Source organism: Phytobacter sp. V91, from assembly GCF_965644225.1.
In the GTDB taxonomy this organism is placed as follows: Bacteria; Pseudomonadota; Gammaproteobacteria; order Enterobacterales; family Enterobacteriaceae; genus CBFFRJ01.
The window spans coordinates 1-23,218 of record NZ_CBFFRJ010000084.1 but is presented as its reverse complement, the minus strand read 5'-3'; the positions used below and the strand labels follow the sequence as shown (position 1 = coordinate 23,218).

Annotated in this window: 19 protein-coding genes and 9 tRNA genes; 23 read left to right on the top strand and 5 right to left on the bottom strand. The window is 52.8% G+C overall.

What is annotated here, in order from left to right:
* Positions 1–99 precede the first annotated feature (99 nt).
* Both ACSZO4_RS16955 and ACSZO4_RS16950 read right to left on the bottom strand, forming a co-directional pair.
* Positions 100–175: transfer RNA gene (locus ACSZO4_RS16955), tRNA-Ala, on the bottom strand.
* Between the two features lie 41 nt (positions 176–216).
* A tRNA-Ala gene (locus tag ACSZO4_RS16950) sits at positions 217–292 on the bottom strand.
* 220 nt (positions 293–512) lie between these two features.
* Here ACSZO4_RS16950 and ACSZO4_RS16945 point away from each other — a divergent pair.
* Positions 513–890, top strand: a complete 378-nt coding sequence (locus ACSZO4_RS16945; protein WP_437890187.1) for a YfeC-like transcriptional regulator — start codon at positions 513–515, stop codon at positions 888–890.
* Positions 877–1,272, top strand: coding sequence for a YfeC-like transcriptional regulator (locus tag ACSZO4_RS16940; RefSeq protein ID WP_437890186.1), 396 nt, complete (start codon positions 877–879; stop codon positions 1,270–1,272). Before ACSZO4_RS16945 ends, ACSZO4_RS16940 begins: the two co-directional genes overlap by 14 nt.
* 82 nt (positions 1,273–1,354) lie before the next feature.
* Here ACSZO4_RS16940 and glnS read toward each other — a convergent pair whose 3' ends face one another.
* Together glnS and nagE are read right to left on the bottom strand one after the other, a co-directional pair.
* Positions 1,355–3,022 (bottom strand): glutamine--tRNA ligase, encoded by a 1,668-nt coding sequence (gene glnS, locus ACSZO4_RS16935; protein ID WP_437890185.1) that lies wholly within the window; start codon positions 3,020–3,022, stop codon positions 1,355–1,357.
* A gap of 180 nt (positions 3,023–3,202) precedes the next feature.
* Positions 3,203–5,146, bottom strand: coding sequence for a PTS N-acetyl glucosamine transporter subunit IIABC (gene nagE, locus ACSZO4_RS16930; RefSeq protein ID WP_437890184.1), 1,944 nt, complete (start codon positions 5,144–5,146; stop codon positions 3,203–3,205).
* Between the two features lie 317 nt (positions 5,147–5,463).
* Between nagE and nagB the strand changes: the two genes are divergently transcribed.
* From nagB to ACSZO4_RS16870, 12 genes are all read left to right on the top strand, one after another.
* Entirely contained in the window at positions 5,464–6,264 is an 801-nt protein-coding gene (gene nagB, locus ACSZO4_RS16925; protein ID WP_437890183.1) for a glucosamine-6-phosphate deaminase, read from the top strand.
* A gap of 64 nt (positions 6,265–6,328) precedes the next feature.
* Positions 6,329–7,477 carry an N-acetylglucosamine-6-phosphate deacetylase gene (nagA, locus tag ACSZO4_RS16920; RefSeq protein ID WP_437890182.1) on the top strand — a complete coding sequence of 383 codons (1,149 nt, stop codon included), beginning with the start codon at positions 6,329–6,331 and terminating at the stop codon, positions 7,475–7,477.
* An 8-nt stretch (positions 7,478–7,485) separates the two neighbouring features.
* Positions 7,486–8,706: a DNA-binding transcriptional regulator NagC gene (nagC, locus tag ACSZO4_RS16915; protein WP_437890181.1), complete on the top strand. Its 1,221-nt coding sequence runs from the start codon at positions 7,486–7,488 to the stop codon at positions 8,704–8,706.
* 43 nt (positions 8,707–8,749) lie between these two features.
* Positions 8,750–9,502: an HAD-IIA family hydrolase gene (locus tag ACSZO4_RS16910; protein ID WP_437890180.1), complete on the top strand. Its 753-nt coding sequence runs from the start codon at positions 8,750–8,752 to the stop codon at positions 9,500–9,502.
* 288 nt (positions 9,503–9,790) lie between these two features.
* Complete coding sequence (asnB, locus tag ACSZO4_RS16905; protein ID WP_437890179.1) at positions 9,791–11,455, top strand: asparagine synthase B; 1,665 nt, start codon at positions 9,791–9,793, stop codon at positions 11,453–11,455.
* 228 nt (positions 11,456–11,683) lie between these two features.
* Positions 11,684–11,760: transfer RNA gene (locus ACSZO4_RS16900), tRNA-Met, on the top strand.
* A gap of 9 nt (positions 11,761–11,769) precedes the next feature.
* A tRNA-Leu gene (locus ACSZO4_RS16895) sits at positions 11,770–11,854 on the top strand.
* Positions 11,855–11,877: 23 nt separating this feature from the next.
* Positions 11,878–11,952: transfer RNA gene (locus ACSZO4_RS16890), tRNA-Gln, on the top strand.
* A gap of 34 nt (positions 11,953–11,986) precedes the next feature.
* A tRNA-Gln gene (locus tag ACSZO4_RS16885) sits at positions 11,987–12,061 on the top strand.
* 16 nt (positions 12,062–12,077) lie between these two features.
* Positions 12,078–12,154 (top strand) — tRNA-Met (locus ACSZO4_RS16880).
* Positions 12,155–12,200: 46 nt separating this feature from the next.
* Positions 12,201–12,274, top strand: a tRNA-Gln gene (locus ACSZO4_RS16875).
* A gap of 77 nt (positions 12,275–12,351) precedes the next feature.
* Positions 12,352–12,425 (top strand) — tRNA-Gln (locus ACSZO4_RS16870).
* Positions 12,426–12,518: 93 nt separating this feature from the next.
* On the opposite strand, the gene ubiF is transcribed toward ACSZO4_RS16870, so the two are convergent.
* Positions 12,519–13,694 (bottom strand): 3-demethoxyubiquinol 3-hydroxylase, encoded by a 1,176-nt coding sequence (ubiF, locus tag ACSZO4_RS16865; RefSeq protein ID WP_437890178.1) that lies wholly within the window; start codon positions 13,692–13,694, stop codon positions 12,519–12,521.
* A 211-nt stretch (positions 13,695–13,905) separates the two neighbouring features.
* On the opposite strand from ubiF, the gene miaB reads away from it, so the two are divergent.
* From miaB to ACSZO4_RS16820, 9 genes are all read left to right on the top strand, one after another.
* A complete protein-coding gene (miaB, locus tag ACSZO4_RS16860) occupies positions 13,906–15,330 on the top strand; it encodes a tRNA (N6-isopentenyl adenosine(37)-C2)-methylthiotransferase MiaB (protein WP_437890177.1) in 1,425 nt (474 codons plus the stop codon).
* A 171-nt stretch (positions 15,331–15,501) separates the two neighbouring features.
* Positions 15,502–16,548, top strand: coding sequence for a PhoH family protein (locus tag ACSZO4_RS16855; protein WP_437890176.1), 1,047 nt, complete (start codon positions 15,502–15,504; stop codon positions 16,546–16,548).
* Complete coding sequence (gene ybeY / locus ACSZO4_RS16850) at positions 16,545–17,012, top strand: rRNA maturation RNase YbeY (protein WP_437890175.1); 468 nt, start codon at positions 16,545–16,547, stop codon at positions 17,010–17,012. The genes ACSZO4_RS16855 and ybeY overlap by 4 nt, the downstream gene beginning before the upstream one ends.
* Before the next feature lie 102 nt (positions 17,013–17,114).
* The gene (gene corC / locus ACSZO4_RS16845; RefSeq protein WP_437890174.1) at positions 17,115–17,993 is read left to right on the top strand and encodes a CNNM family magnesium/cobalt transport protein CorC; all 879 of its coding nucleotides are present in this window, start codon (positions 17,115–17,117) and stop codon (positions 17,991–17,993) included.
* A 5-nt stretch (positions 17,994–17,998) separates the two neighbouring features.
* Complete coding sequence (lnt, locus tag ACSZO4_RS16840; protein ID WP_437890173.1) at positions 17,999–19,537, top strand: apolipoprotein N-acyltransferase; 1,539 nt, start codon at positions 17,999–18,001, stop codon at positions 19,535–19,537.
* Positions 19,538–19,900: 363 nt separating this feature from the next.
* Positions 19,901–20,809 carry an amino acid ABC transporter substrate-binding protein gene (locus ACSZO4_RS16835; RefSeq protein WP_437890172.1) on the top strand — a complete coding sequence of 303 codons (909 nt, stop codon included), beginning with the start codon at positions 19,901–19,903 and terminating at the stop codon, positions 20,807–20,809.
* A gap of 156 nt (positions 20,810–20,965) precedes the next feature.
* Positions 20,966–21,706: an amino acid ABC transporter permease gene (locus tag ACSZO4_RS16830; RefSeq protein ID WP_437890171.1), complete on the top strand. Its 741-nt coding sequence runs from the start codon at positions 20,966–20,968 to the stop codon at positions 21,704–21,706.
* Positions 21,706–22,380 (top strand): glutamate/aspartate ABC transporter permease GltK, encoded by a 675-nt coding sequence (gene gltK, locus ACSZO4_RS16825; protein WP_437890188.1) that lies wholly within the window; start codon positions 21,706–21,708, stop codon positions 22,378–22,380. The genes ACSZO4_RS16830 and gltK overlap by 1 nt, the downstream gene beginning before the upstream one ends.
* Positions 22,380–23,105, top strand: coding sequence for an amino acid ABC transporter ATP-binding protein (locus ACSZO4_RS16820; protein ID WP_437890170.1), 726 nt, complete (start codon positions 22,380–22,382; stop codon positions 23,103–23,105). The genes gltK and ACSZO4_RS16820 overlap by 1 nt, the downstream gene beginning before the upstream one ends.
* Positions 23,106–23,218: the final 113 nt, after the last annotated feature.

The following is a 23,218-nucleotide window of genomic DNA, read 5'->3' as shown; positions in this document are numbered from 1 at the left end:
GCTCCCTGTTGTGGAAGCCGTTATAGTGCCGCAGATTAAGGATCGGTCAACCGATCCTTAACTGATCGGCATTACGCGTAAACGCGAGGGTTTGAATTTTGGTGGAGCTAAGCGGGATCGAACCGCTGACCTCTTGCATGCCATGCAAGCGCTCTCCCAGCTGAGCTATAGCCCCACAATATTGTTTACGCGCCAAAATCACCTGGGATGATGATTTGGTGGAGCTAAGCGGGATCGAACCGCTGACCTCTTGCATGCCATGCAAGCGCTCTCCCAGCTGAGCTATAGCCCCATCGCGTAAAGCGTGTCGTGTTGACGGGCGGCATAATATGAATTCCCTCGTCGGGTGTCAACGCCAAAATCATCAGGCCGCAATCAACCGCTGAAAAAGCAAGCAAATGAAGTACATTGCGAGCATACTCGCAGCCAGTAGTTAAACCTGTCACATTTTCACATAAAATGATGCTATAACATCAACGAGTAATTACCCACACAACGACTCTGGAAATGACATGCTCAAGGAACGAATGACGCCGGAAGAGCTAGCGCAGCTCACCGGTTACAGCCGCCAGACCATCAATAAATGGGTGCGAAAAGAAGGCTGGGTCACCTCCCCTAAACCAGGCGTACAAGGTGGAAAAGCTCGGCTGGTGCATGTTAATGACCAGGTCCGGGAGTTTATTCGCAATGCGCAACGCTCCGTTCAGGACATCTCCAGCCCTGCAATTCTGCCACCCGACACCGCGCTGGAAACACTGCTGCTGACGCTGGCACAAGAGATGACCTCCTCCGAACAAAAGCGGTTGTCTTCATTATTACTCCGTGAAGGGATCACGGGATTACTGGCTCGATTAGGGATCCGCGAACAGAAAGACTATGAAACTACCTGAAAAAATGACCACCGAAGAGTTAGCGGACTTTCTCGGTGTAGCAAAGCAGACGGTGAATCGCTGGATACGCGAACAAAACTGGCCAACCGAAGGCCTGCCGGGTATCAAAGGTGGGCGAGCAAGGCTCATTCATCTGAATAAAGAAGTGCGCGCTTTCATTATGAAAACGCCCTCGATGCGCCACCGCTTATCACCCCGGGCATTAGCTGAGCCTGCTGCGCAGTACCGCTCTGAAAAACTGACGCCAGCCCTGGGACGCATCAGTAATGTGTTGCAAAACTTAACGCCCAGTGAGCAGGACGCCCTTGATGTATTACTGGCCAGAGAGGGAATTCGGGGTTTCTTAACCCGACTCAGTATCGTGCAACCTGATGATGAGTAAATAAAGTCTCCCCTGGCCGCAGGTTTTCTGCAGACAAAAAAAGCGCCGCACAAGGCGGCGCTCAGGATGCTCAGTGCGGTAATTACTCGCCCGCTTTCGCCCAGGTGTCACGCAGGCCCACGGTACGGTTAAAGACCAGCTTATCAGCCGTGGCATAACGGCTGTCGAGGCAGAAATAACCCTCACGCTCAAACTGGAACGCTTTGCCGGTCGTCGCAGCCTGCAATGAAGGCTCTGCATAGCCCTGCTTGATCACCAGCGATTCCGGATTCATCACCGACAGGAAGTCTTCTGCGGCGCCCGGGTTTGCTACGCTGAACAGACGATCGTAGAGGCGAATTTCCACCGGCAGGGCGTGCGCCGCGCTGACCCAGTGAATAACACCTTTTACCTTGCGACCATCCGCCGGATCTTTGCTCAGAGTATCGGCATCGTAGCTACAGAAGATGGTCGTAATATTGCCTTCTGCATCTTTCTCCACGCGTTCAGCTTTGACCACATAGGCATTGCGAAGACGCACTTCTTTACCCATCACCAGACGCTTGTACTGCTTGTTCGCTTCTTCACGGAAGTCAGCACGATCGATCCAAATCTCGGCGCTGAACGGCACGTCGCGGCTGCCCATCTCCGGTTTATTCGGATGATTAGGCATGGTCACGATTTCGCTTTCGCCCTGCGGATAGTTTTCGATAACCAGTTTTACCGGATCGATAACCGCCATCGCACGCGGGGCGTTCTCATTAAGATCTTCACGAATGCAGGATTCCAGTGAAGCCATCTCAATGGTGTTGTCCTGCTTGGTGACGCCAATGCGTTTGCAGAATTCACGGATCGATTCGGCGGTATAACCGCGGCGACGCAAACCGGAGATGGTTGGCATACGCGGATCGTCCCAGCCTTCAACGTGCTTGTCAGTGACCAGCTGATTCAGCTTACGCTTGGACATCACGGTGTATTCCAGGTTCAGGCGCGAGAATTCGTACTGGCGCGGATGAACAGGAATGGAGATGTTATCCAGCACCCAGTCGTACAGACGACGGTTGTCCTGGAATTCAAGCGTACATAGCGAATGGGTGATGCCTTCCAGCGCATCGCTGATGCAGTGGGTGAAGTCGTACATCGGGTAAATGCACCACTTGCTGCCTGTCTGATGGTGATCGGCAAATTTAATACGGTACAGCACCGGATCGCGCATCACGATAAAGGGTGAGGCCATGTCAATTTTGGCACGCAGGCAGGCTTTACCTTCTGCAAAACCGCCAGTACGCATTTTTTCAAACAGCGCGAGGTTCTCTTCCACACTGCGGTCGCGGAACGGGCTGTGTTTGCCAGGGGCGGTGAGCGAACCGCGATATTCACGGATCTCTTCCGCAGAAAGCTCGTCAACGAAGGCCAGACCCTTGTTGATCAATTCAACCGCATACTGATGCAGTTGATCGAAGTAGTCAGAGGAGTAGCGTACATCGCCAGACCAGTGGAAGCCTAACCACTCTACGTCGTTTTTAATGGAGTCAACATACTCGATATCTTCTTTTACCGGGTTTGTATCGTCGAAACGCAGGTTGCATTGCCCGTTGTAATCCTGTGCGATGCCAAAGTTCAGGCAGATGGACTTCGCGTGGCCGATATGCAGATAGCCATTCGGTTCTGGCGGGAAACGGGTGCAAACAGAGTTGTGCTTACCAGTAGCAAGATCTTCGTCAATAATCTGACGAATAAAGTTAGTCGGGCGGGCTTCAGCCTCACTCATCTTAGGTTCCTCAAGGCGTAAACAACGTATAACGGCACATGATCTTATAAGCGGCTCTTTGAGACAACCCTTAGTTACGGAAATTACACCTGCGCAATGAATAATCCCGTTAAGCGCTGCAAAAAAAAGCGGCAGAGGAAATTCCCCTGCCGCTTCTGGCATGTCTAACGCGGGAAGAGATTAGCTTTTGATGTCATACAGCGGCGTTTGCCCTGCAACGACGCTCCCCTGAGCTTTAATCACCAGACCAGAGAAATCGTCGATATTGCTGCAAACCACCGGACTGATCATCGAACGCGCCGTGGCATTCAGATAATCCAGATCCATTTCCAGGACTGGCTGACCTGCTGTCACCTGCGCCCCCTCGTCGACCAGACGAGAGAAGCCCTGGCCGCCCAGCGTCACGGTATCGATGCCCATATGAACAACGATCTCCGCCCCTTTTTCTGTTTCGAGACAGAATGCATGGTTGGTGTTGAAGATTTTGACAATAGTACCCGCAGCCGGAGAGACCACTGTTTTATCGGTCGGTTTAATGGCCACACCATCGCCAACGGCTTTACTGGCAAAGGCTTCATCCGGTACTTCATCCAGAGAAACCACCTCACCGGTAATCGGAGAGACCAGCCCGGCAATCAGCGCAGCATTAGGTACGGCCTGCGGTTTAACCGCCGTAGCGACGGGTGCGACGCTTGCTGTGGACGCTGCAGCAACCGGACCGCGCATCACGATTTTCTTCATTTCATCGCCGATAGATTCGGCTTTGGCACCCACGATGACCTGAATGGTCTGTTTATTCAGTTTCACAACGCCAGATGCGCCAAGACGTTTACACATCGCATCACTGACATGAGCGGAGTCAGCTACCGTAAGGCGTAGACGCGTAATACAGGCATCAATCGCCTTGAGATTATCGGTACCGCCCACCGCTGCAATGTAGTTGGTTGCCAGCTGGTTTAGGCCTTCTTCGGTGTTGCTGTTTGCTTCCTCAGTGACGGTTTCTTCGTCTTTATCTTCACGGCCTGGCGTCTTCAGGTTAAACATACGAATAACCGCGCTGAACAGCAGGAAGTAGATAACAAAGAAGACCAGTCCCATCACCAACAGCAACCAGACGTTCTGGCTTGCCGCCGGCAGGTTGTACATCAGCACATAGTCTATTGCACCCGCAGAGAAAGAGAATCCCGCGTGAATGCCCAGCAGCGTTGCAACAAACAGGCTGATGCCGGTTAATACCGCGTGCAGGAGGTACAGCAACGGCGCGAGGAACATGAACAGGAATTCGAGCGGTTCAGTCACACCGGTCAGGAATGCGGTAATGGCAACCGATAACAACATCCCCCCGACCATCGGACGGCGCTCTTTTGGCGCAGCCAGATACATCGCCAGCGCGGCCCCTGGCAGACCAAACATCATGATAGGGAAGAAGCCGGACATGAACATCCCCGCAGTGCCATCACCCGCGTAGAAGCGGTTGATATCACCGTGGAACACGACGCCAGCCGCGTTGGTGAAGTCACCAATCTGGAACCAGGCGATGGTGTTCAGTACCTGGTGCAAACCCGTTGGGATCAGCAGACGGTTAATGAACCCAAAAATACCGGACCCTATTGCGCCTACCGAAACGATCCACTCCCCACCCGCATGAATAGCATGCTGGACAGGAGGCCAGACGTAGCCAAAAATTGCCGCCAGCACCAGGCAGAAGAAGCCTGTCGCGATCGGCACAAAACGTTTACCGCCAAAGAAGCTCAGGAATTCAGGCAGTTTAATTCCCGCCCAGCGGTTATAAGTCGCGCCACCCACCAGACCGGTAATGATACCCGCCAGCACACCCATATTGATTTCAGGGTTAATGGTGACCATTGCTTTGGTCATAATAAAATAACCGACTGCCCCCGCAAGAGCAGCAGCTCCCGCGCTGTCTTTCGACCAGCTGGAGGCAACACCGATAGCGAAAATGAGCGCCAGGTTATCGAAAATCGCCCCGCCCGCTTGCGCAATAAAGGCAACGTTCAGTAAATCCGGTTGCCCGAATCGCAGCAACAGCGCGGCGACCGGTAGTACTGCGATGGGGAGCTGTAATGCCCGCCCCAGTCGCTGGAAGAAACCTAAAATATTCATCTTATCCCCCTCTGCCGCCACACGGGCGCATAGACATAGTATTTTTTTATTGTCTCGCTGAACCTGAAAGTACGACTTTTTCACAACGGTATCAGTGTGTAAAAATTTAATTCGCCTCGCAAATTAAAAGCGCACTTTTTGTGATTTTAGTCACCAAATATTGTTATTGACACTCCTCTTTTCTGGCTTACAAGTGAAACTTATTTTATGATTAAAAAAATCAACACGGATTGCCCCCATAGGGAGCCAAACTACGTTACGCTTAATCAGGTACTGGCCTGCAATCCACGAACGTTAAATCAATGTAGAGGTGAATAATGAGACTGATTCCTCTGGCAACAGCTGAACAAGTCGGTAAATGGGCCGCACGCCATATCGTCAACCGCATCAACGCTTTCAAACCGACAGCGGATCGTCCGTTTGTTCTTGGTCTGCCAACCGGCGGCACACCACTGACCGCCTACAAAGCATTAGTTGAAATGCACAAAGCGGGCCAGGTTAGCTTCCAGCATGTTGTCACCTTCAATATGGACGAATACGTCGGACTGCCGAAAGAGCATCCGGAAAGCTACCATAGTTTCATGCACCGTAATTTCTTCGATCATGTTGATATTCCGGCAGAAAATATTAACCTGCTGGATGGCAATGCGCCCGATATTGACGCAGAATGCCGTCAATACGAAGAAAAAATCCGTTCCTATGGCAAAATTCATCTGTTTATGGGCGGCGTTGGCAACGATGGTCATATCGCTTTCAACGAACCCGCGTCCTCGCTGGCTTCTCGTACCCGTATTAAAACCCTGACCCATGACACCCGCGTGGCAAACTCACGCTTCTTTGATGGCGATGTCAGCCTGGTGCCGAAATATGCACTGACCGTGGGTGTGGGTACGCTGCTGGATGCAGAAGAAGTGATGATTCTGGTACTGGGTAACCAGAAAGCGCTGGCCCTTCAGGCCGCGGTGGAAGGCAACGTTAACCATATGTGGACGATCAGCTGCCTGCAACTGCACCCGAAAGCGGTGATGGTTTGCGATGAACCATCAACCATGGAACTGAAAGTTAAGACATTGAAATACTTCAATGAATTAGAAGCAGAGAATATTAAAGGTCTGTAATTGTGATTCCGTTTCGTCAGAATCAGTCGACGGAACGGCACTCATTTGTTAACCGGGGGTCGTTATGTATGCTTTAACCCAGTGCCGTATTTTCACCGGCCATGAAATTCTGGATGACCATGCGCTTGTTGTCGCAAATGGCCTGATTGAACGTCTCTGTCCACTGGCTGAACTGCCAACGGGTATTGCTCAGCGCACCCTCAATGGCGCAATACTTGCCCCCGGTTTTATTGATGTCCAGCTCAATGGCTGCGGCGGAGTACAGTTTAACGATACCGCGGAAGCGGTCAGCGTAGAGACGCTGGAAATCATGCAGCGGGCCAACGAAAAATCCGGCTGCACCAGCTATCTGCCAACCCTTATCACCAGTAGCGATGCACTGATGAAACAGGGCATTGCGGTGATGCGTGAATACCTGGCAAAACACCCGAACCAGGCGCTGGGTCTGCACCTTGAAGGTCCCTGGTTAAATATCGTTAAAAAAGGGACCCACAATCCGGCATTCGTGCGCAAACCTGATGCCGCGCTGGTTGAATTGCTGTGTGCAAATGCCGATGTGATAACCAAAGTCACCCTCGCGCCGGAAGTGGCGGGAACAGAGGTAATCAGTAAGCTGGCTGCGGCCGGGATCGTGGTATCCGCAGGTCATTCCAACGCCACCTTAAAGGAAGCGAAAGTCGGTTTCCGCGCCGGTATCACCTTTGCGACCCATTTGTTCAACGCCATGCCATACATTACCGGGCGTGAACCTGGCCTGACCGGCGCTATCTTCGACGACGCTGATGTTTACTGCGGTATCATTGCAGACGGTCTGCATGTCGATTACGTTAATGTGCGTACCGCCAGCCGCCTGAAAGGCAACAAGCTGTGCCTGGTAACAGATGCAACAGCCCCCGCAGGTGCTGATATTGACCAGTTCATTTTTGCTGGTAAAACAATATACTACCGCAATGGGTTATGCGTGGATGAAAATGGCACACTGAGCGGCTCTGCCCTGACAATGATTGAAGGGGTGCGCAATCTGGTTGAGCACGTCGGCATTGCGCTCGATGAAGCGCTGCGGATGGCGACGCTCTATCCGGCTCGTGCTATGGGATTTGCGGACAGTCTTGGCAGCATTGCCCCCGGTAAGGTGGCAAACCTGACAGCGTTCACACGCGATTATAAAATCATCAAGACCATCGTTAATGGTAACGAGGTCGTCACTGAGTAAGTAACGGTATGACATCAGGCGGACAAGCTCAAATTGGTAATGTTGACCTCGTTAAACAACTTAACAGCGCGGCAGTTTACCGCCTGATTGACCAGCTTGGCCCGATTTCGCGCATTCAAATTGCCGAACAGAGCCAGCTTGCGCCAGCAAGCGTAACCAAAATTACGCGCCAGCTTATTGAGCGTGGGCTGATCAAAGAAGTCGATCAGCAGGCGTCCACCGGTGGACGCCGCGCCATCTCTATCATCACGGAGACGCGAAATTTTCAGGCGATTGGCGTACGCCTTGGCCGTACCGATACCACCCTCACCCTTTACGATCTGAGCAGCAAGGTACTTGCAGAAGAGCATTACCCGTTGCCGGAGCGCACTCAGGAAACGCTGGAACACGCACTCCTGAACACCATCAGCGCCTTTATTGAATCCTGCCAGCGTAAAATTCGCGAACTGATCGCCATCTCAGTGATTCTACCGGGTCTGGTGGATCCAGAGAGCGGAGTGATCCGCTATATGCCCCACATCCAGGTTGAGAACTGGGGGCTGGTTGGCGCCCTGGAAAAACGCTTTAAATTAACCTGTTTTGTGGGCCACGATATCCGTAGCCTGGCCCTCGCTGAGCACTACTTTGGGGCAAGTCAGGACTGCGAAGACTCCATTCTGGTGCGGGTGCACCGGGGCACCGGCGCCGGTATCATCTCAAACGGGCGTATTTTTATTGGTCGCAACGGCAACGTGGGTGAGATTGGCCATATTCAGGTGGAGCCTTTAGGTGAACGTTGCCACTGCGGAAACTTTGGCTGCCTGGAAACCATCGCCGCCAACGCCGCCATTGAGCAGAGAGTTCGTCACCTGTTGCAGCAGGGCCATCAAAGCCGCCTGACGCTGGATGACTGCTCGATCAAAACTATCTGCAAAGCCGCAAACAAAGGGGATGTGCTGGCCTGTGAGGTGATTGAACATGTTGGCCGCCATCTGGGTAAAACCATCGCCATCGCCATTAATCTCTTCAATCCCCAGAAAGTGGTGATTGCCGGGGAAATTGTTGAAGCGGAAAAGGTGTTGTTACCCGCCATTGAAGGTTGCATCAATACTCAGTCCCTCAAGGCCTTTCGCAAAAATCTGCCGGTGGTGCGTTCAACGCTGGACCATCGCTCCGCCATTGGCGCATTCGCCCTGGTCAAACGCGCCATGTTAAACGGTTTGCTGCTGCAACGTTTGCTGGAAGGCTGACTGGGTTTATAGTTACTGATTGTTTTGTTGAACCGGATAGTCCATGACCATTCAGAACGTAATCTGTGATATTGACGGCGTGCTGATGCACGATAACGTCGCTGTACCTGGCGCCGCTGAATTTCTTACTCGCCTTCTGGAAAAGGGCATGCCGCTGGTCGTCCTGACCAACTACCCTTCTCAGACGGGGCAGGATCTCGCCAACCGTTTTGCCTCAGCAGGCATCGATGTCCCCTCCAGTGTGTTTTACACCTCCGCCATGGCGACAGCCGATTTTCTTAAGCGTCAGGAAGGGAAAAAAGCCTATGTCGTGGGTGAAGGGGCGTTAATCCACGAATTGTATAAAGCGGGTTTCACGATCACCGATATCAATCCTGACTTCGTGATTGTGGGTGAAACACGCTCTTATAACTGGGAAATGATGCATAAAGCGGCCTTCTTTGTCGCCAACGGCGCGCGCTTTATCGCCACTAACCCGGACACTCACGGCCGCGGTTACTATCCCGGCTGCGGGGCATTATGCGCAGGCATTGAAAAGATTTCCGGCCGCGAGCCGTTTTATGTCGGCAAACCCAGCCCATGGATCATTCGCGCCGCACTGAACAAAATGCAGGCGCATTCAGAGCAAACGGTTATCGTTGGCGATAATCTGCGTACCGATATTCTGGCCGGATTTCAGGCCGGTCTGGAGACCATCCTGGTGCTTTCCGGGGTCTCGACGCTTGATGATATCGACAGCATGCCGTTCCGCCCCTCGTGGATTTACCCGTCGGTGGCGGAAATCGATGTTATTTAATGTTGACCACGTCCCAGGACGTGGTTTTTCATTTTTAGCGCCATCAGAACAAAGTCAATTCAATAAAAAGCGCAAAAATTTGATGATTCATCAATAACGCCGCTCATTTCATGTTCTTTTTTCAGCATTCAATAATCACAATTGCACTTTTTATTTTTATGGCGGTAAAAGGCTTGCGCACCTGCCGCCTTTACGGCATTTTCTTTAACAAGCAATAAGACAACGCGATGATGCGGACGTCTGCAACCCACAACAACACTGCAATGCCTGAGAGTAACGGAGAAGTCTATGTGTTCTATTTTTGGCGTACTGGATATTAAAACCGACCCGGTTGAATTGCGTAAAAAGGCGCTGGAATTGTCCCGCCTGATGCGTCACCGCGGCCCGGACTGGTCTGGCGTATATGCAAGCGATAAAGCCATCCTTGCGCACGAACGTCTGTCAATTGTCGACGTTAATGCCGGCGCCCAGCCGCTCTACAACCAGCAAAAAACACATGCTCTGGCCGTTAACGGTGAAATCTACAACCACCAGGCGCTGCGCGCGGAATATGGCGATCGCTATGCTTTCCAGACCGGTTCCGACTGCGAAGTTATCCTCGCGCTGTACCAGGAAAAAGGCCCGGACTTCCTTGATGATCTGCAAGGTATGTTTGCCTTCGCACTGTATGACTCAGAGAAAGATGCCTACCTGATTGGCCGTGACCATATCGGTATTATTCCGCTGTATATGGGTTATGACGAACACGGCAACATGTATGTCGCCTCTGAGATGAAAGCGTTAGTGCCGGTTTGCCGCACCATTAAAGAGTTCCCGGCGGGCAGCTACCTGTGGAGCAAAGACGGTGAAATCCGCTCTTACTATCAGCGCGACTGGTTCAGCTATGATGCGGTCAAAGACAACGTGACTGACAAAAATGAACTGCGTCAGGCGCTGGAAGATTCCGTTAAAAGCCATCTGATGTCTGACGTGCCTTACGGCGTGTTGCTCTCCGGTGGTCTGGACTCCTCCGTCATCTCCGCTATCACCAAGAAATTTGCCGCGCGTCGCGTTGAAGATGAAGAGCGTTCTGAAGCCTGGTGGCCGCAGTTGCACTCCTTTGCCGTCGGCCTGAAAGGCGCGCCGGATCTGAAAGCCGCCCAGGAAGTCGCCAACCATCTGGGCACCGTGCACCACGAAATTCATTTTACCGTGCAGGAAGGCCTGGACGCGATCCGCGACGTGATTTATCACATCGAAACCTATGATGTGACCACCATTCGCGCTTCGACGCCGATGTATCTGATGTCCCGTAAGATCAAAGCAATGGGCATCAAGATGGTGCTGTCCGGTGAAGGTTCCGATGAAGTCTTTGGCGGCTATCTGTACTTCCATAAAGCGCCAGATGCTAAAGAGCTGCACGAAGAGACTGTGCGTAAACTGCAAGCGTTGCACATGTTTGACTGCGCCCGTGCTAACAAAGCTATGTCAGCCTGGGGTGTGGAAGCCCGCGTGCCGTTCCTGGATAAGAAATTCCTTGATGTGGCGATGCGTATCAACCCGCAGGATAAAATGTGCGGCAACGGCAAAATGGAAAAACACGTCCTGCGTGAGTGTTTCGAGTCTTACCTGCCGGCAAGCGTTGCATGGCGTCAGAAAGAGCAGTTCTCTGACGGCGTAGGCTACAGCTGGATTGACACGCTCAAAGAGGTTGCAGCTCAACAGGTTAGCGATCAACAACTGGCCACCGCCAGCTACCGTTTCCCGTACAACACGCCATCATCTAAAGAAGCGTATCTGTACCGTGAAATTTTTGAAGAACTGTTCCCGCTGCCAAGCGCAGCAGAATGTGTCCCTGGCGGCCCGTCGGTGGCATGTTCTTCAGCGAAAGCCATCGAATGGGATGAATCATTCAAAGCAATGAACGATCCATCAGGTCGTGCGGTGGGCGTCCACCAGTCTGCCTACAAATAAGCGATTGTTATCATTACAGGCCCTTCGGGGCCTGTTTTCGTTTACAGCCACGATTTCGGGCACAAAAGCGAGAAATAACCAATAATTGCCGAATTATGCGTCATGCTGTTCGCAACCTAACCAAACAGTCACATTACGGCAATTTTCGATGAAAAAGGTATTGACGCTGTAAGGCCCAATACGCATAATGCGCCCCGCAACGCCGAGAAGGTAACGCGAAAAAAAGATGGCTACGTAGCTCAGTTGGTTAGAGCACATCACTCATAATGATGGGGTCACAGGTTCGAATCCCGTCGTAGCCACCATCTTTTTTTGCGGGAGTGGCGAAATTGGTAGACGCACCAGATTTAGGTTCTGGCGCCGCAAGGTGTGCGAGTTCAAGTCTCGCCTCCCGCACCATTCACCAACAGGTGTTGCACGGATGGGGTATCGCCAAGCGGTAAGGCACCGGTTTTTGATACCGGCATTCCCTGGTTCGAATCCAGGTACCCCAGCCATTTTTTCTTCGGGTAAGCGGTTCTCCGCTGTTATTGGGGTATCGCCAAGCGGTAAGGCACCGGTTTTTGATACCGGCATTCCCTGGTTCGAATCCAGGTACCCCAGCCATCGAAGAATGTAGTATGGCTACGTAGCTCAGTTGGTTAGAGCACATCACTCATAATGATGGGGTCACAGGTTCGAATCCCGTCGTAGCCACCATATTAAAAGGTATCGCCGCAGTCAGGTGGTATTTAAAGAAACAAATTGGGGTATCGCCAAGCGGTAAGGCAGCGGATTCTGATTCCGCCATCCGAGGTTCGAATCCTTGTACCCCAGCCAATTTAAAAAGTCGTTTGCTTTCGGGTAAGCGCACAGTAGTTGAAGTTTTATGATAAATGCGTAAAATTTCACGCTATTGGGGTATCGCCAAGCGGTAAGGCAGCGGATTCTGATTCCGCCATCCGAGGTTCGAATCCTTGTACCCCAGCCACTTAAAAAGTAAAAAGCTCGCTTCGGCGGGCTTTTTGCTTTTCTGCTTCTGCATCAGGCTAACTTCCCCTCTCAACGCAAGAGGGGAAAAGCCTTACAGCCCGAGCGCGTACTTCAGCGCCTGGCGTTTTAAGACACCCGCACGTTCAGCCGCCATCAAACCGAGATTACGCAAAATACGCACTGGCCCCAGGTCGTTGCTGAACCCGGCATAGAACACATCCATTCCGCTTTGCATAACAAAGTTGTCAGCCATGCGCCGCATCTGATAACGCTTCAGTACCGGATGGCTACTCCAGGCTTCGCCCTGGCTGCGCGCGCGCGTCAGCACATCCAGCAGGCAATCAACATCCCGGTACCCAAGATTAACCCCCTGCCCGGCCAGAGGATGGATGGTATGCGCCGCATCCCCCACCAGCGCAAGACCGGGGCGAACGTACTGCAAGGCATGGCGGCGGGTCAGCGGAAACGCCCCCGCCGCAACCGGTGTAACCTGGCCGCAACGCTGCGGGAAATGAAGCGCAATCTCTTTTTGCAGTTGTGCCATATCCAGGGACTGTAGCTGGCGGATCCGCGCTGGCGTGTCATACCACACCAGTGAGGCCCACTTATCAAACAGAGGCAAAAAAGCATGGGGGCCATTCGGCGTAAAGTGCTGCCAGGTGCTGTCGCCCGGATCCTGCTCGCATGCAACGGTTATCAGCATGCAGGATTGCTGGTACTGCCAGGCATGGATCCCGATTCCCGCCCACAGCCGTACCTGCGAATTCGCCCCATCGGCGCCAATCACCAGTTTTGCCGACAGGGTGTCGCCATTCGCAAAAGTCAGTTGATGATTATCGTGCTGCAAATCAAGTGAACTCAGTGTTGAGGGTGTGCGGAGAACGACCTCGGGATGGGCATCAAGCGCCTCCCACAGAGCCCGTTGCAGCACATTGTTCTCAACCATATAGCCAAGCAGCGGGAGCTTCAGCTCCCTTGCGTCAAAGACCACATGGGCATTTTCCCACTCCCAGGTTTCCAGACGTCGGTAAGGGTGGCAGCGCATAGCCTGAATACGCTCCCAGACTCCAAGCCCCCTGAGCAGGGCAACTGAAGAGGCGCTAATGGCCGAGATACGTACATCGGGCTGCGACTGCGCCTGAAACATCGGCGGGGCATGCTGCTCAATAACCGTGACGGCAAAACCGTGCTGCGCTAACCCCAGCGCCAGCGCCCCGCCGACCATTCCGCCGCCGACAACCGCGACTTCAGTGGATTGATTATTCATGGCTCATTGTCCTTTAACGAGAATCCCTCAAGTTTACCGGATTTTTTGCCACTTGAGGCTGACAAGCGTCATACTGGTCAGCACGCAACCAAAGCATTACACTAATCCCCCTGCAATTCTGGCGTTATACCCGTCGCATTTCGCATCAAAGGTGCGTTTGGCTGCAAAATAAAACAATCCGGGTATACAAACTTTAAGCATGAGCAAGTCGATGACAAAAAAACTCCATATTAAAACCTGGGGCTGTCAGATGAACGAGTACGATTCATCAAAGATGGCCGATCTGCTTGATGCCACTCACGGGTATCAACTCACCGACGTGGCAGAAGAAGCCGATGTGCTGCTGCTTAATACCTGTTCAATTCGTGAAAAAGCGCAGGAAAAGGTATTCCATCAGTTGGGGCGCTGGAAATTACTCAAAGAGAAAAACCCAGACCTGATCATTGGGGTCGGCGGGTGCGTGGCCTCGCAGGAAGGTCACCATATTCGCCAGCGCGCCCACTACGTTGACATCATTTTTGGCCCACAAACGCTGCACCGTCTGCCGGAAATGATCAATTCAGTGCGCGGTACGCGTAGCCCGGTAGTCGATGTCAGCTTCCCGGAGATTGAGAAATTCGACCGTCTGCCGGAGCCGCGCGCGGAAGGTCCAACCGCCTTTGTCTCCATTATGGAGGGCTGTAATAAGTACTGCACCTATTGCGTAGTGCCCTACACCCGTGGTGAAGAGGTCAGTCGCCCCAGCGATGACATTCTGTTTGAAATCGCGCAACTGGCCGCCCAGGGCGTGCGTGAAGTCAATCTGCTGGGGCAGAATGTGAACGCCTGGCGCGGAGAGAATTACGACGGCAGCATCGGCTCATTTGCCGACTTATTGCGTCTGGTCGCGGCGATCGACGGTATTGACCGCATTCGCTTTACCACCAGCCACCCGATCGAATTTACCGACGATATTATCGAGGTATACCGCGATACGCCGGAACTGGTGAACTTCCTGCATCTGCCGGTGCAAAGCGGCTCGGATCGGGTACTGAATCTGATGGGTCGCACGCACACTGCGCTGGAGTACAAATCCATTATCCGCAAATTACGCGCAGCCAGCCCGGAGATTCAAATCAGCTCGGACTTTATCGTCGGCTTCCCCGGTGAGACGCTTCAGGACTTTGAGCAGACCATGAAGCTGATTGCCGACATCAACTTTGATATGAGCTACAGCTTTATCTTCTCCGCTCGCCCTGGCACGCCAGCCGCGGATATGGTGGACGATGTGCCAGACGAAGATAAAAAACAGCGTCTCTACATTTTGCAGGAGCGCATCACCCAGCAGGCGATGGCCTGGAGCCGACGGATGCTCGGTACGGAACAGCGTATCCTGGTGGAAGGCACATCCCGTAAGAGTCTGATGGAGCTGACGGGACGTACGCAGAATAACCGGGTGGTCAATTTTGAAGGCACGCCGGATATGGTGGGTAAATTCGTCGATGTGGAAATCGTCGATGTCTATACTAACTCCCTGCGCGGAAAAGTGGTGCGCACCGAAGCCGAAATGGGGCTGCGCGTGGCAGAATCGCCTGCATCCGTGATTGCCCGCACCCGTAAAGAAAACGAGACTGGCGTAGGGTTCTATCAGCCATAACACCCTCAGGCCTGCCTTTCCGGCAGGCCTTGTAATACCTCATTCCGCCCCCATATCCATCGCAATGCTTGCGCCTTTATTCCGTGGCGTGAATAATTCTCTGAAAGGCTTATCCCCCGTGAGGCTGATAAGCAAAGCCCTGTCAGGCATGCCAAAGATAAGAGGAACAGTTTGAATACAGATACGCGTGAAATCACCCTTGAGCCAGCGGACAACGCTCGCCTGCTGAGCCTGTGTGGCCCCTTTGATGACAACATCAAACAACTGGAGCGGCGACTGGGCATCGAAATCAACCGTCGCGATAACCATTTCAAACTTACCGGCCGCCCTATTTGCGTGAGCGCCGCTGCCGATATTCTGCTGAGTCTTTATGTCGATACCGCGCCCATGCGCGGAAAAACTCAGGACATTGAACCAGAGAAAATTCATCTGGCAATCAAAGAAGCCCGGGTGCTTGAGCAAAGCGCCGAGAGCGTGCCTGAGTACGGAAAAGCTATCAATATCAAAACCAAACGCGGCGTCATCAAACCACGCACGCCGAATCAGGCGCAGTATATTGCCAACATTCTTGACCATGACATCACCTTCGGCGTTGGCCCTGCCGGTACCGGGAAGACCTATCTGGCGGTGGCGGCAGCGGTCGATGCGCTGGAGCGCCAGGATATTCGCCGTATCCTGCTGACCCGCCCGGCGGTGGAAGCCGGTGAAAAACTGGGCTTCTTACCCGGTGACCTGAGCCAGAAAGTGGATCCTTACCTGCGCCCGCTGTATGACGCCCTGTTTGAGATGCTAGGCTTTGAAAAAGTTGAGAAGCTGATTGAGCGCAACGTGATTGAAGTTGCCCCTCTGGCTTATATGCGCGGTCGAACGCTGAATGACGCGTTTATCATCCTGGATGAGAGCCAGAACACCACCATCGAACAGATGAAGATGTTCCTGACCCGTATCGGTTTCAACTCGAAAGCGGTTATCACCGGCGACATCACGCAGATTGACCTGCCACGCAATATGAAATCCGGCCTGCGCCATGCCATTGAAGTGCTGGCCAACGTCGACGAAATCAGTTTTAACTTTTTCCACAGTGAAGACGTCGTCCGTCATCCTGTTGTCGCACGCATAGTGAATGCTTACGAAGCGTGGGAAGAAGCCGATCAAAAACGCCGCGCGGAACAAGCCGCCGAGCGTAAACGCGAAGCCCAGGAGCATGAGCAAAAATGAGTCAGGTGATCCTCGATTTACAACTGGCGTGTGAAGATAACAACGGCCTGCCGGAAGAGGCGCAATTTCAGGCCTGGCTGGACGCGGTTATTCCGCAGTTTCAGGAAGAAGCAGAAGTCACCATCCGTCTGGTGGATGAGGCTGAAAGCCATGAACTCAATCTGACTTATCGTGGGAAAGACAAGTCCACCAACGTGCTCTCTTTCCCGTTTGAAGCACCTCCCGGCATTGAGCTGCCGCTGCTGGGTGATTTGATTATCTGCCGCCAGGTCGTTGAACTGGAAGCCAAAGAACAGGGCAAGCCGCTGGATGCGCACTGGGCGCATATGGTTATCCATGGCAGCTTACATCTGCTGGGATATGACCATATTGAAGATGACGAAGCGGAAGAGATGGAAAGCCTCGAAACAGAGATAATGCTTGCTCTGGGCTATGAGGATCCGTACATTGCCGAAAAGGAATAGCCCCTGCGCCGGTTAGCTGGCGCACTGGAGCATTATGCCGTCAGATGCTGAATTTTCGCCTGACGGCGATATTTTAACTCACAAGAGAACCCATACGACGCCATGAGCGACGACAACTCACACAGTAGTGACACCCTTACCAGCAAAAAGGGATTCTTCTCCCTTTTACTGAGCCAGCTCTTCCACGGTGAACCTAAAAACCGTGATGATTTACTGGCATTGATCCGTGATTCCGGCCAGAACGAGCTGATTGATCAGGACACCCGCGAAATGCTCGAAGGGGTGATGGATATTGCAGACCAGCGCGTCCGCGACATCATGATCCCACGTTCACAGATGATCACCCTGAAACGTAACCAGAGCCTTGATGAATGTCTGGATGTCATCATTGAATCCGCGCACTCGCGTTTTCCGGTCATCAGCGAAGATAAGGATCACATTGAAGGGATCCTGATGGCAAAGGACTTGCTGCCCTTTATGCGCAGCGATGCTGAAGCATTCAGCATGGAAAAAGTGTTACGTCAGGCGGTCGTCGTTCCGGAAAGTAAACGCGTTGACCGGATGCTGAAAGAGTTCCGCTCCCAGCGCTATCACATGGCCATTGTGATAGATGAATTTGGCGGCGTCTCGGGGCTGGTTACTATTGAAGATATTCTTGAGCTTATCGTCGGCGAAATCGAAGACGAATATGACGAAGAAGAGGATATCGAGTTCCGTCAACTTAGCCGTCATACCTGGACAGTGCGCGCACTGGCGCCGATTGAAGATTTCAACGAAACCTTCGGCACCCACTTCAGCGATGACGAAGTCGACACTATCGGCGGACTGGTGATGCAGGCCTTTGGGCATTTACCTGCGCGCGGCGAATCCGTTGATATCGATGGTTACCAATTTAAAGTCGCAATGGCAGACAGTCGACGTATCATTCAGGTTCATGTCAAAATACCGGACGATTCCCCCGAACCGAAACTGGATGAATAACTTAAATGGCATTTGCCCCTTTGTTTGAACGCCAGCGCGTAAGACTGCTGCTGGCGCTGCTATTCGGAGCCAGCGGAACGCTGGCTTTTTCGCCTTATGATATCTGGCCCGCCGCACTCATCTCCCTGATGGGTTTGCAGGCGCTCACTCTTAATCGTCGTCCTCTTCAGGCAGCCTCAATCGGCTATTTCTGGGGACTGGGTCTGTTTGGATCCGGCGTGCATTGGGTGTATGTCAGCATTGCGCAATTTGGCGGTATGCCAGGCCCGGTCAACGTCTTCCTGGTGCTGCTGCTGGCGGCGTATCTGTCGCTATATACCGGTTTGTTTGCCGGCGTGCTGACCCGCTTATGGCCGAAAACCAGCTGGCTGCGCATGGCGGTGGCGGCCCCGGTGGTCTGGCAACTTAGCGAATTTTTGCGCGGCTGGGTGCTGACAGGATTTCCGTGGCTCCAGTTTGGTTACAGCCAGATTGATGGCCCGCTAAAAGGGCTGGCGCCCGTCCTGGGCGTCGATGCCATCACCTTCCTGCTGATGGCCGTGAGCGGCTTACTGGTACTGGCGGCGGTCACGCGCTCATGGCGTCCGTTGATTGTCTCAGCGGTGCTCTTTGCGTTGCCCTTCCCGCTGCGTTACATCCAGTGGTATCAGCTGTTGCCGGAAAGAACGACCCAGGTATCGCTGGTACAGGGCGATATTCCGCAGTCGCTTAAGTGGAATGAAGGTCAGTTGCTTGAAACGCTGAAAATTTATCTCAACGCCAGCGAATCAGTGATGGGTAAATCGCAGCTGATTATCTGGCCGGAGTCAGCTATCTCTGATCTGGAAATTAACCAACAGCCCTGGCTCAACGCGGTCGATGCGTTAATGCAGAAAAATGGCAGCGCACTGGTGACCGGCATCGTGGATGCTCGTCTGAACCAGCAGAACCGCTACGATACCTACAACACCATCATTACGCTGGGCAAAGATAACCCATACAGCTACAACTCCGGCGATCGCTACAATAAAAACCATCTGGTGCCCTTTGGCGAGTTTGTCCCGCTGGAGAGCATCCTGCGTCCACTGGCGCCGTTCTTCGATCTGCCCATGTCGTCATTTAGCCGCGGCCCCTACGTTCAGCCGCAGTTAACTGCCCATGGTTTTAAGCTGACCCCGGCGATTTGCTACGAGATTATCCTCGGTGAACAGGTTCGGGATAACTTCCGCCCGGATACCGACTTCCTGCTGACCATCTCAAATGATGCCTGGTTTGGTAAATCGATCGGCCCCTGGCAGCACTTTCAGATGGCCCGAATGCGCGCGCTGGAGCTGGCGCGTCCACTGCTGCGCAGTACCAATAACGGCATTACGGCAGTGATTGGCCCGGAAGGTGAAATTCAGGCGATGCTCCCGCAATTCACGCGTGAGGTGCTGACCAGTAAAGTGACACCAACCGCCGGTCTGACGCCCTATGCCCGGATGGGCAACTGGCCGCTCTGGGCCTTAACCGGACTGCTGGGCTTTGGCGCACTGATCTTCAGTCTGAGACAGCGTCGCAGGTAATCCTGTCCCCGGCCCCTTCTGCCCGGAAGGGGCCAGCCACACAAGAAATTCTCCATAAAGCCATTTTTGGCACATCAATTGCTTAATAAAATCATATCGCTGCGGTTTTTTACGGATGCGCAATCAGACGCACCATAACGGAACGCATGCAGCACCATAACGGTGCAATGAAAGATTTTTGCCTTTAAACGGTGCGGCGCGCTTCGCAAAAACAAACAATATCGCAGCAAAATCTTTACATTAAGCCAAACTAAATGCTAACAAAAGCACACAACACTGCACGCATTTACAGCAGGATATAAGAAACACAACACTCACAATGGGTATCAATGCGTCTCTGGCGCGACGATAAAGGAGTTGGATATGCAATTACGTAAACTGGCCGCTGCAATGCTGGTGATGGGAATGTCCGTCGGCCTGGCACATGCTGCTGATGAAGCAACAACGCAACAGCCAACGCTGGAAAAAATTGCCAAAAACGGCGTGATCGTGGTCGGTCACCGCGAGTCCTCAGTACCGTTCTCCTATTACGACAATGAGCAGAAAGTCGTGGGTTACTCTCAGGACTATTCCAATGCCATCGTTGATGCAATCAAGAAAAAGCTCAACAAACCCGATCTGGAAGTAAAACTGATTCCAATCACCTCGCAGAACCGTATTCCGTTGCTGCAAAACGGCACCTTTGACTTCGAGTGTGGTTCCACCACCAACAACCTGGAACGTCAAAAACAAGCCGCGTTCTCTGACACCATTTTTGTGGTTGGTACGCGTCTGCTGGCTAAAAAAGGCGGCGACGTTAAAGATTTCCCGGATCTGAAAGGCAAAGCGGTTGTCGTCACCTCCGGCACCACCTCTGAGATCCTGCTGCATAAACTGAACGACGAGCAGAAAATGGATATGCGCATCATCAGCGCCAAAGACCATGGCGACTCTTTCCGTACCCTGGAAAGCGGTCGTGCAGTGGCCTTTATGATGGATGACGCCCTGCTGGCTGGCGAACGTGCCAAAGCGAAGAAACCGGATAACTGGGACATCGTGGGTAAACCGCAGTCTCATGAAGCGTACGGCTGCATGCTGCGTAAAGATGATCCAGAGTTCAAAAAGCTGATGGATGACACCATCGCGCAGGCTCAGACATCTGGTGAAGCAGCAAAATGGTTTGATAAGTGGTTCAAAAACCCAATTCCACCGAAAAACATGAACATCAACTTTGATCTCTCTGATGACATGAAAGCGCTGTTCAAAGAACCGAATGACAAAGCTCTTAACTAATTAAAACAATGGGGCAGGTCTACCTGCCCTCTCGATTGTCGAAGCAGCACGGACAGACTATACGTTGAATGGTCGTTCCCCATTCAGCGCGAATACAGGCTCTTCATACAATCTTCGAGGGTAGCGCTGCTACCCTTTTTTTTCCGGAGTAGATTTATGTCCATAGACTGGAACTGGGGAATTTTCCTGCAACAAGCCCCGTTCGGCAACACCACCTATCTTGGCTGGCTATGGAGCGGTTTTCAGGTCACGATCGCCCTGTCGATCACCGCCTGGATCATCGCTTTTTTGGTTGGTTCTCTGTTTGGTATCCTGCGCACTGTTCCCAATCGTATTTTGTCCGGCATCGGTACATGCTACGTGGAGCTGTTCCGTAACGTCCCGTTAATCGTCCAGTTCTTCACCTGGTATCTGGTGGTGCCTGAGCTGCTGCCGGAAGATATCGGCATGTGGTTTAAAGCCGAGCTGGATCCCAATATTCAATTCTTCGTCTCCTCCATGGTCTGCCTCGGTTTGTTCACCGCAGCACGTGTGAGTGAGCAGGTTCGTGCCGCCATTCAGTCTCTGCCCCGTGGGCAAAAGAATGCAGGTCTGGCGATGGGGCTGACGCTGCCGCAAACTTACCGTTATGTTCTGCTGCCGAATGCTTATCGCGTGATTGTGCCGCCGATGACCTCGGAGATGATGAACCTGGTAAAAAACTCAGCCATCGCCTCGACCATTGGTCTGGTGGATATGGCCGCTCAGGCTAACAAGCTGCTGGACTATTCCGCACATGCCTGGGAATCCTTTACCGCAATTACCGTTGCTTATGTGTTGATTAACGCCTTCATCATGCTGGTGATGAACCTGGTTGAACGTAAAATTCGCCTGCCAGGCAATATGGGAGGCAAATGATGTACGAGTTTGACTGGAGTTCAATAGTGCCCTCCCTGCCTTACCTGATGGCGGGCCTGGTTATCACACTGAAAATTACGGTGATAGCCATTATTGTGGGGATCGTCTGGGGAACCTTACTGGCGGTAATGCGACTGTCCAGCTTTGCCCCCATCGCCTGGTTTGCGAAAGCCTACGTGAACGTTTTCCGCTCCATCCCGCTGGTGATGGTGCTGCTGTGGTTTTATTTGATTGTGCCCGGGCTTTTACAAAACGTGCTTGGCCTGTCGCCCAAATCGGATATCCGTTTGATTTCCGCTATGGTCGCCTTCTCAATGTTCGAGGCGGCGTACTACTCCGAAATCATTCGTGCCGGGATCCAGAGCATCTCGCGCGGGCAGTCCAGCGCTGCGCTGGCGCTGGGGATGACCCACTGGCAATCCATGAAACTGATTATTCTGCCGCAGGCGTTTCGCGCCATGGTCCCGCTCCTGCTCACCCAGGGGATCGTATTGTTCCAGGATACCTCGCTGGTGTATGTGTTAAGCCTTGCGGACTTCTTCCGTACCGCATCAACCATTGGTGAGCGAGATGGAACCCAGGTCGAAATGATCCTCTTTGCCGGTGCCGTGTATTTTGCTATCAGCCTGAGTGCCTCGTTGTTGGTCAGCTATTTGAAGAAAAGGACAGTTTAATGATTACCCTGAAAAATGTTTCTAAATGGTATGGTCACTTTCAGGTGCTGACCGACTGCTCCACCGAAGTGAAAAAAGGCGAAGTGGTGGTAGTCTGTGGGCCGTCTGGTTCAGGAAAATCCACCCTGATTAAGACAGTTAATGGGCTGGAGCCGGTACAGAAAGGCGAAATCGTGGTTAACGGCACCCCGGTTAACGACAAGAAAACCAATCTGGCAGCCCTGCGTTCTCAGGTCGGGATGGTGTTCCAGCATTTCGAACTCTTCCCACACCTGTCGATCATTGAAAACCTGACGCTGGCGCAGGTCAAAGTTCTGAAGCGTGAAAAAGCGGCAGCCCGGGAGAAAGGGCTTAAGCTGCTGGATCGCGTCGGATTATCCGCCCATGCCAACAAGTTCCCGGCCCAGCTTTCCGGTGGTCAGCAGCAGCGTGTGGCTATCGCCCGCGCGTTGTGTATGGATCCTGTCGCCATGCTGTTTGATGAACCGACTTCCGCGCTGGATCCAGAAATGATCAACGAGGTGCTGGACGTAATGGTCGAGCTTGCTAACGAAGGGATGACCATGATGGTCGTAACTCACGAAATGGGCTTCGCCCGTAAAGTGGCGCACCGGGTTATCTTTATGGATGAAGGTAAAATCGTCGAAGACTCAGCGAAAGAAGAGTTCTTTGCCAACCCGAAATCCGATCGTGCAAAAGATTTCCTCGCCAAAATCCTGCATTAATATTCTGCGCGGTGCGGCCTGATGCCCTCACCCCGGCCCTTATGTCTTGACCTTCCCCGCTCAGGCGGGGAAGATCCCCGACTGATCATCGGGGGGGTTGTCGGTGAGCATCA

What these genes read in the sequence shown, in the direction of transcription:
- ubiF (WP_437890178.1), bottom strand. Translation starts at nt 13,694, where the DNA reads ATGAATAATCAATCCACTGAAGTCGCGGTTGTCGGCGGCGGAATGGTC.
- ACSZO4_RS16940 (WP_437890186.1), top strand. Translation starts at nt 877, where the DNA reads ATGAAACTACCTGAAAAAATGACCACCGAAGAGTTAGCGGACTTTCTC.
- ybeY (WP_437890175.1), top strand. Translation starts at nt 16,545, where the DNA reads ATGAGTCAGGTGATCCTCGATTTACAACTGGCGTGTGAAGATAACAAC.
- miaB (WP_437890177.1), top strand. Translation starts at nt 13,906, where the DNA reads ATGACAAAAAAACTCCATATTAAAACCTGGGGCTGTCAGATGAACGAG.
- ACSZO4_RS16945 (WP_437890187.1), top strand. Translation starts at nt 513, where the DNA reads ATGCTCAAGGAACGAATGACGCCGGAAGAGCTAGCGCAGCTCACCGGT.
- nagE (WP_437890184.1), bottom strand. Translation starts at nt 5,146, where the DNA reads ATGAATATTTTAGGTTTCTTCCAGCGACTGGGGCGGGCATTACAGCTC.
- nagB (WP_437890183.1), top strand. Translation starts at nt 5,464, where the DNA reads ATGAGACTGATTCCTCTGGCAACAGCTGAACAAGTCGGTAAATGGGCC.
- glnS (WP_437890185.1), bottom strand. Translation starts at nt 3,022, where the DNA reads ATGAGTGAGGCTGAAGCCCGCCCGACTAACTTTATTCGTCAGATTATT.
- corC (WP_437890174.1), top strand. Translation starts at nt 17,115, where the DNA reads ATGAGCGACGACAACTCACACAGTAGTGACACCCTTACCAGCAAAAAG.
- nagC (WP_437890181.1), top strand. Translation starts at nt 7,486, where the DNA reads ATGACATCAGGCGGACAAGCTCAAATTGGTAATGTTGACCTCGTTAAA.
- lnt (WP_437890173.1), top strand. Translation starts at nt 17,999, where the DNA reads ATGGCATTTGCCCCTTTGTTTGAACGCCAGCGCGTAAGACTGCTGCTG.
- ACSZO4_RS16830 (WP_437890171.1), top strand. Translation starts at nt 20,966, where the DNA reads ATGTCCATAGACTGGAACTGGGGAATTTTCCTGCAACAAGCCCCGTTC.
- gltK (WP_437890188.1), top strand. Translation starts at nt 21,706, where the DNA reads ATGTACGAGTTTGACTGGAGTTCAATAGTGCCCTCCCTGCCTTACCTG.
- ACSZO4_RS16910 (WP_437890180.1), top strand. Translation starts at nt 8,750, where the DNA reads ATGACCATTCAGAACGTAATCTGTGATATTGACGGCGTGCTGATGCAC.
- ACSZO4_RS16835 (WP_437890172.1), top strand. Translation starts at nt 19,901, where the DNA reads ATGCAATTACGTAAACTGGCCGCTGCAATGCTGGTGATGGGAATGTCC.
- asnB (WP_437890179.1), top strand. Translation starts at nt 9,791, where the DNA reads ATGTGTTCTATTTTTGGCGTACTGGATATTAAAACCGACCCGGTTGAA.
- nagA (WP_437890182.1), top strand. Translation starts at nt 6,329, where the DNA reads ATGTATGCTTTAACCCAGTGCCGTATTTTCACCGGCCATGAAATTCTG.
- ACSZO4_RS16820 (WP_437890170.1), top strand. Translation starts at nt 22,380, where the DNA reads ATGATTACCCTGAAAAATGTTTCTAAATGGTATGGTCACTTTCAGGTG.